The organism is Corallococcus llansteffanensis (assembly GCF_003612055.1).
In the GTDB taxonomy this organism is placed as follows: Bacteria; Myxococcota; Myxococcia; order Myxococcales; family Myxococcaceae; genus Corallococcus; species Corallococcus llansteffanensis.
In genome coordinates, this window is the sequence record NZ_RAWB01000516.1 from 1 (window position 1) to 7,132 (window position 7,132).

Genomic DNA, 7,132 nt, shown 5'->3' on the forward strand with positions numbered 1-7,132 from the left:
GGCCTGCCATCGACCCCGTGTGCGGCATGACGGTGGACCCCCACGCGCCGCGAGGAGGGCAGTGGGCGCACGAAGGCCACACCTGGTCCTTCTGCGGGGAGAAGTGCCGCCTGCGCTTCCAGGCGGACCCCGAGCGCTTCCTCCATCCCCAGGTCTCACCGCCACTCAAGACGGGCGCGGTCTACGTGTGCCCCATGGACCCGGAGGTGCGCGAGGACGCGCCCGGGGCTTGCCCGAAGTGCGGCATGGCGCTGGAGCCAGAGGCACCGCCCGTACTGGAGACGCGCGTCGAGTACACCTGCCCCATGCACCCGGAGGTGGTGCGCGACGGGCCCGGCACCTGCCCGAAGTGCGGCATGGCGCTGGAGCCGCGCACGGTGACGGTGGAGGAGAAGCCGGATCCGGAGCTGCGCTCGATGACGCGGCGGTTCTGGGTGGGGCTCGTGCTGAGCGTGCCGCTGATGCTCCTGGGCATGTCGGACATGGTGCCCGTGCGGCACGCGCTGTCTCCAGCGGCGCTGCTGTGGGCGCAGCTCGCGCTGGCGACGCCCGTGGTGCTCTGGGTCGGGGCGCCGTTCTTCCAGCGGGGCTGGGCCTCGGTGCGCAACCGGCACCTGAACATGTTCACGCTCATCGCGCTGGGCGCGGGCGCGGCGTACCTCTTCAGCGGGGCGGCCACGCTGTTCCCGCACCTGTTGCCTGAAGGCGCGCGCACGGGCCATGGAGGCACCGCGCCCGTGTACTACGAGGCCGCGGCCATCATCCTCACGCTGGTGGCGCTGGGGCAGGTGTTGGAGCTGCGAGCGCGCCACGCGACGTCTGGCGCCCTGCGCGCGCTCCTGTCCCTGGCCCCCGCCACCGCGAGGCGCATCGCGGACGACGGCCACGAGGAGGACGTGCCGCTGTCCCAGGTGCACGTGGGCCAGCGGCTGCGCGTGCGCCCCGGCGAGAAGGTGCCGGTGGACGGCGAGGTGCTGGAGGGCGCGAGCGCGGTGGATGAAGCGCTCGTCACCGGAGAGCCGGTGCCGGTGGAGAAGGGCCCGGGCGCGAAGGTGACGGGCGGCACGGTGAACGGCACGGGCTCGCTGGTGATGCGCGCGGAGCGCGTGGGGAAGGACACGCTCCTGGCGCGCATCGTCCAGCGCGTCGCCGAGGCCCAGCGCACGCGCGCCCCCATCCAGCGGCTCGCGGACCGGGTGGCCGGAGTCTTCGTGCCCGCGGTCATCGCCGTCGCGGTGGTGACGGCCGGGGTCTGGGCGGTGTGGGGCCCGGAGCCCAGGCTCGCGCATGCCCTGGTCAACGCGGTGGCGGTGTTGATCATCGCCTGCCCGTGCGCGCTGGGGCTGGCCACGCCCATGTCCGTGATGGTGGGGACGGGGCAGGGCGCGCGCATGGGCGTGCTCATCCGCGACGCGGCGGCGCTGGAGCGGATGGCCGCGGTGGACACGCTGGTGGTGGACAAGACGGGCACGCTCACGGAGGGCAAGCCGCGGCTCGTGTCGGTGGAGCCCGCGCCGGGCGTGGACCCTGCCGTCCTCCTGCGCCAGGCCGCGAGCCTGGAGCGCGGCAGCGAGCACCCGCTGGCGGCGGCCGTGGTCGCGGGCGCGCGCGAGCGGGGCCTCACCCCCGGAGGCGTGGAGGGCTTCCAGTCCCAGCCGGGCCAGGGCGTGCGTGGACGCGTGGATGGGCACGACGTCGCGCTGGGCAACGCGGCGCTGATGCGGGCGCTCGGCGTGGAGGTGGAGGCGCTGACGAAGCGGGCCGAGGCGCTGCGGGAGGAGGGCCAGACGGTGGTGCTGGTGTCGGTGGACGGTCGCGCGGCGGGCCTGCTGGGCGTGGAGGACCCCGTGAAGGCCTCCACGCCGGAGGCCCTGGCGCTCTTGAGGGCCGAGGGCCTGCGCGTGGTGATGCTGACTGGCGACAGCCCCACGACGGCGCACGCGGTGGCGCGCCGGCTGGGCATCACCGACGTCATCGCGGGCGTGCAACCGGACGCGAAGGGCGACGCGGTGAAGCGGCTCCAAGCCGAGGGGCGCGTGGTGGCGATGGCGGGCGACGGGGTGAACGACGCCCCGGCGCTCGCGCGGGCGGACGTGGGCATCGCCATGGGGACGGGCACGGACATCGCGATGGAGAGCGCGGGCGTGACGCTGGTGAAGGGTGACCTGCGAGGCATCGCGCGGGCGCGCCACTTGAGCCGGGGCGTGCTGCGCAACATCCGCCAGAACCTCTTCTTCGCCTTCGTCTACAACCTGCTGGGGGTGCCCCTGGCCGCGGGCGTGCTGTACCCCGCCTTCGGCCTGCTCCTGAGCCCGCTGTTCGCGAGCGCGGCCATGAGCCTCTCCTCGGTGTCCGTCATCGCCAACGCCCTGCGGCTGCGCCGGCTGGGGCCCTGAGCCTGGAGCCCGCCCGGCGCGCCGCCGACCTGCCCGCCCGAAGGGGGGCGTGCACGAAAGCCCGGGCCCATTAGACTGGGCGGATGAACGCCCGCGAGGAGGGGCGCACCGCCGGTGCGTCCAGCAGCCACATCTCCGTCGTCAAACTGCCGCACTCGTGGTTCATCCTCTGCGCGTCGCGCGAGCTGGGCGACAAGCCCATCGCGCGCACGCTCCAGGGCACGCCCCTGGTGCTGTTCCGGGGAGAGGGCGGCAAGCCCGGCGCGCTGGTGGACCGGTGCCCGCACCGCAACGTGCCGCTGTCCCTGGGGCGCGTGAAGGGCGGCCAGCTCGAGTGCGGCTACCACGGCTGGCGCTTCGATCAAGGCGGCCAGTGCCGGCTCATCCCCGGCCTCGTGGGCGAGCCCGAGGCGAAGTCGCGCTGCGCCACCGCGTACGCGGCGCGCGAGCAGGACGGCTTCGTCTGGGTCTACTCCACGCCCGGGGTGGAGCCCACCACGGAGCCCTTCCGCTTCCCGCTGCTGGACGCGGGCGACTACACCACCGTGCGCCGGGTGCTGCGCGCGCCGGGCTCGCTGCACGCGGTGCTGGAGAACACGCTGGACGTGCCGCACACGGCCTTCCTCCACGGCGGCCTGTTCCGCACCGCGGAGAAGCGCAATGAGATTGACGTGGTGGTGCGCCGGGGCGCGGAGCAGGTGGAGGCGGAGTACCTGGGCGAGCCCGCGCCCAAGGGGCTCGTCGGGAGGTTGCTCGCGCCGGGCGGCGGCGTGGTGCAGCACTTCGACCGCTTCCTGATGCCGTCCATCGCGCAGGTGGAGTACCGCATCGGCGAGCGGAGCCACATCCTGGTCACCTCCGCGATGACGCCGGTGGGGGACTGGGACACGCTCGTGTACGCGGTGGTGACGTTCAAGCTGCCGGTGCCCCGCTTCCTGCTCAAGGCCGCGCTGCCGTTCGTCCTGCCGGTGGGCCTGCACATCTTCGGGCAGGACGCGCGCATCCTCGCGAAGCAGACGGACTCCATCCGCCGCTTCGGCACGGAGGCCTACGCCTCCACCGAGATCGACGTGCTGGGGCCCAGCATCCTGCGCCTCATGCGCGCCCAGGAGCGCGAGCGGACCTCTCCGCTCCCGGACACGGTGCACGAGACGCGCGTGCGCATGCGCACGTAGCCCCAATGCCAGACAGCCGGACGATGCGCGGGTCTTGAACCGGGCATTGTCTGTCCATGCGCAGCCAGTCGAAGAAGGGCTCGCCGTTCCAGAGTCCCGTCTTGGCGCTGATCCTCCGGTGAATACCTTTTCGCGAGGTCGAAAATGAGTGCCGGGTTGGCGCGGCACCTGAGGACAGAGCCATGACTTTTCCAACGTTCCATGCGGAAGCCGTGTCTGATTTCCATCCCGCCCCCTCGGTGGACGAACTCGAGGCGACCCAGATCCAAGTCTCGCAGTCCCTCCCCAAGGGTGCTGGCAGCATCGGCATCGCCGTCGGAGTCGAGGGTGAGGTTCCGCGGGAGGTCGGGCTGAATCGGACCCAGCTCGCGGCCGCCGGCTTCGAGGGCAAGGTCGGCCAGGCCCTCGTCATTCCACGCGCGGCCGGACCTGCGTTCGTGGTCGTGGGCATCGGAGCAGAGGCCGAGCGCGACGTGGCTTCCCTCCGGCACGCCGCTGCTGCCTTCGCCCGGGCGGGAGGCCACTACGCCCACCTCGTCGTCACCCTGCCGGACCTCGGTGGTATCGCGCCCGACGTCGCGGCGCAGGCCATCGTCGAGGGTGTCCTCCTGGCGCGCTACCGCTACCGCCCCCTCAAGCGCACGTCCCAGCAGGAGCCGCCGCTCGAAGCCCTCACCCTCCTGTCGTCGTCACTTCCGCTCGAAGAGGTGAAGCGCGGCGTCGAACGCGGCCGGGTGACCGCCCGGGCCGCCGAGCTTGCCCGCGACCTCTCCAACGCACCGGCGACGCTGCTCACCGCCCGCCGCTTTGAAGAGATTGCTCGCGTCGTGGCGGCCTCGTCGGGTCTGGACATCGAGGTCTTCGACGAGAAGGCCCTGTCCAAGCTCGGCTGCGGCGGCATGCTCGGCGTGAACGCGGGGAGCGCCGAGCCTCCGCGACTCATCAAGCTCTCCTACCAGCCGAAGGACGCCCGAGGGCAGCCCATCGCGGCCGTCGGCCGCGTCTCGCTGGTCGGCAAGGGCATCATGTATGACTCGGGAGGGCTCGGCCTGAAGCCGAACGACCTGGTCCACGCCGCGATGAAGACAGACATGTCCGGCGCCGCGGCCATCCTGGCCGCCATGTCGGCGCTGTCCTCGCTCGGCGCCAGGTCGTCGGTCACGGGGTATCTCATGTGCACCGACAACATGCCGGGGGGCAAGGCGATGCGGCTCGGCGACGTCCTGACGGCCCGGGGCGGCAAGACCATCGAGGTCCTGAACACCGATGCCGAAGGCCGGCTGGTCATGATGGACGGCCTGGTCCTGGCGACGGAGGAGCAGCCGCCACCCGACGCCATCCTCGACATCGCCACGCTCACCGGGGCCTGCGAGCGGGCCCTTGGCAACGACAACGCGGGCGTCATCGGCAACCATCAGGGGGTGGTCGACCAGGTGCGTGCGGCGGCTGAGAAGTCCGACGAGACGGTGTGGCAGTTCCCGCTCGACAGGCGCCTGCGCAAGGAGCTCGACTCGGAGGTCGCGGACCTCAAGAACGTCGGCGGGGTGAACGCGGGGCAGATCACCGCGGCCCTCTTCCTGGAGGAGTTCGTCGCGGGCATCCCCTGGGCGCACATCGACATGGCTGGAACCTCGAGGGTCGAAACCGACAAGTCGTGGCGCTCCAAGGGCGCGACCGGCTACGGCACGCGCCTGCTCATCGAGTTCCTCCTCGCGTTCAGTGCCCCAAGGGAAACCCGCCACTGACCTGGCGAACTCAGAACTCGAACTCAGCGCCCAGGGTAAGGGCCAGGTCCGCGACGGCCTTCCCTGCGGCGGGCGCTGTGTCGATCCCCACCTCGAGGTTCGTGCTGAGCGCCAGCCGGTGCGTGATGTATGTCGAAAACTTGCTGGTGGATTCGACGAGGAACCGGGTATCGCCCAGGATGTTCGGGAAGAACTCCAGGTACTGGGTGAACTTCACCCTCTCGTTGACGGGGTAGTAGAGGGTCAACCTCGCGCCTGGAGCGAGCAGGTCCACGTTGGGGAGGTCCTGCTCGTCCTCGAAATACTGGAACCGGGCCTCGTTCGAGTAGTGCAGGCCCAGATCTACGCGCAGCAGCTGCTGCTCTGCGTACTTCGTGTCGCGCTCGAGCAGGGTGAACGCGATGCCTGCCTCCCCATCCAGGCGCAACTCGACGCTGGACAGATGGTCGGTCTTCGCGTCGACGAGTGCGTAGACGCCAAGCAGCGGGGTGAACCGCCGCTCACCGCGAACGGACACCGAGAGCGCCTCCGCCACGACGTCCTCGCTGCTGTCGTCATCCTCGCCGGAGTCGGCGGTATCCAGGACGCCATCCACCATGAAGGTCGCAACCCAGACCTTCGTGCGGTACTCGGCCAGACCATCCGCGGTCAACGACAGCGCCCTGCTGTTTCCGGCGAGCAGCATGAACGAGAGCGCCGCGGAGCCTGTCCACGGGCCGGCTTCCTCCTCTTGCCGAGGAGTTGACTCCGGCGCCTGGGCCAGCACGGCAAGGAGAAGCGGAAGCGAGAGGGACATGGGGACCCCGGAGGAGTGAGGAGCGGGGCATGCCCACGCGTCGCCGAAGCTGATGGTGGGGGCAGTCATCATCAACCGGTCCCACGGTCGGTCGCGCCGTGCTGCACCCAACCCGGCATTGACAGACACCGGGTGGAGACCCACGTTTCCTACCCATTCCAAGAGACAGCGAGCCGCCACGAATGGACACGACAGGCGAGGCCCCCTTCATCTCCACCGGTCAGCTCCCCTCTCCGGAGCGGGTCCGGGAGCTGGTGGATGAGGCATACCAACGCCACAAAGGGAACACGGAGGGACAGTGCTCCCAGGTCTACCCCGCGCTGGCGAGGGTGAAGCCCCAGCTCTTCGGCGCGTGTGTGGCGGGCATCAATGGCAGCAGCCACGGGGTGGGAGACGTGGACCATCCGTTCGCCATCATGAGCGTCTCAAAGCCATTCCTCTTCGCCCTGGTCTGCCAGGCCCTGGGCCCGGAGGTGGCCCGGCGCAAGCTGGGAGTCAATGGCACCGGCCTGCCGTTCAATTCGGCCATGGCGATCGACCAGAGCCCGGACGGGCGCACGAACCCCATGGTGAACACAGGCGCGCTGGCGACGACGAGCCTCGTTCCAGGCGACAGTCCAGAAGCCAGGTGGCGGTTCATCCATGAGGGGTTGTCCCTCTTCGCTGGCGGTCGACTCGCGCTCGACGAAGAGGTGTATGCCTCCGCGTCGAAGACCCACCACCGCAACCAGGGGCTCGCCTGGCTGCTGCACGGTCTGGGCCGCCTGGACACGGATCCGGTCCTGACGACGGAGCTCTACACCCGGCAGTGTTCGCTGGCGGTGACGGCCAGGCAGCTCGCCGTGATGGGTGCGACCCTGGCGGACGGAGGCGTCAACCCGCTCACCGGGAAGCGGGTCGTCGACGAGGAGGTCTGCCACTACGCGCTCGCGGTGATGGCCACGGCGGGGATGTACGAGACCTCCGGAGACTGGCTCTACGACGTGGGGATGCCGGGCAAGAGTGGCATTGGTGGCGGCA

Annotated in this window: 5 protein-coding genes; 4 read left to right on the plus strand and 1 reads right to left on the minus strand. The window is 70.7% G+C overall.

The features are described 5' to 3' along the window. From D7V93_RS33735 to D7V93_RS33745, 3 genes are all read left to right on the plus strand, one after another. On the plus strand, positions 1-2,396 hold a 2,396-nt coding region (locus D7V93_RS33735), incomplete at its 5' end, for a heavy metal translocating P-type ATPase (protein ID WP_279636973.1). Between the two features lie 83 nt (positions 2,397-2,479). Then, positions 2,480-3,571, plus strand: a complete 1,092-nt coding sequence (locus D7V93_RS33740) for a Rieske 2Fe-2S domain-containing protein (RefSeq protein ID WP_120647292.1) — start codon at positions 2,480-2,482, stop codon at positions 3,569-3,571. Between the two features lie 182 nt (positions 3,572-3,753). Then, complete coding sequence (locus D7V93_RS33745) at positions 3,754-5,316, plus strand: leucyl aminopeptidase (RefSeq protein ID WP_120647293.1); 1,563 nt, start codon at positions 3,754-3,756, stop codon at positions 5,314-5,316. A 10-nt stretch (positions 5,317-5,326) separates the two neighbouring features. On the opposite strand, the gene D7V93_RS33750 is transcribed toward D7V93_RS33745, so the two are convergent. Continuing rightward, the gene (locus D7V93_RS33750) at positions 5,327-6,001 is read right to left on the minus strand and encodes a DUF481 domain-containing protein (RefSeq protein WP_158623926.1); all 675 of its coding nucleotides are present in this window, start codon (positions 5,999-6,001) and stop codon (positions 5,327-5,329) included. Positions 6,002-6,294: 293 nt separating this feature from the next. Between D7V93_RS33750 and glsA the strand changes: the two genes are divergently transcribed. Beyond that, on the plus strand, positions 6,295-7,132 hold an 838-nt coding region (gene glsA, locus D7V93_RS33755), incomplete at its 3' end, for a glutaminase A (protein ID WP_120647295.1).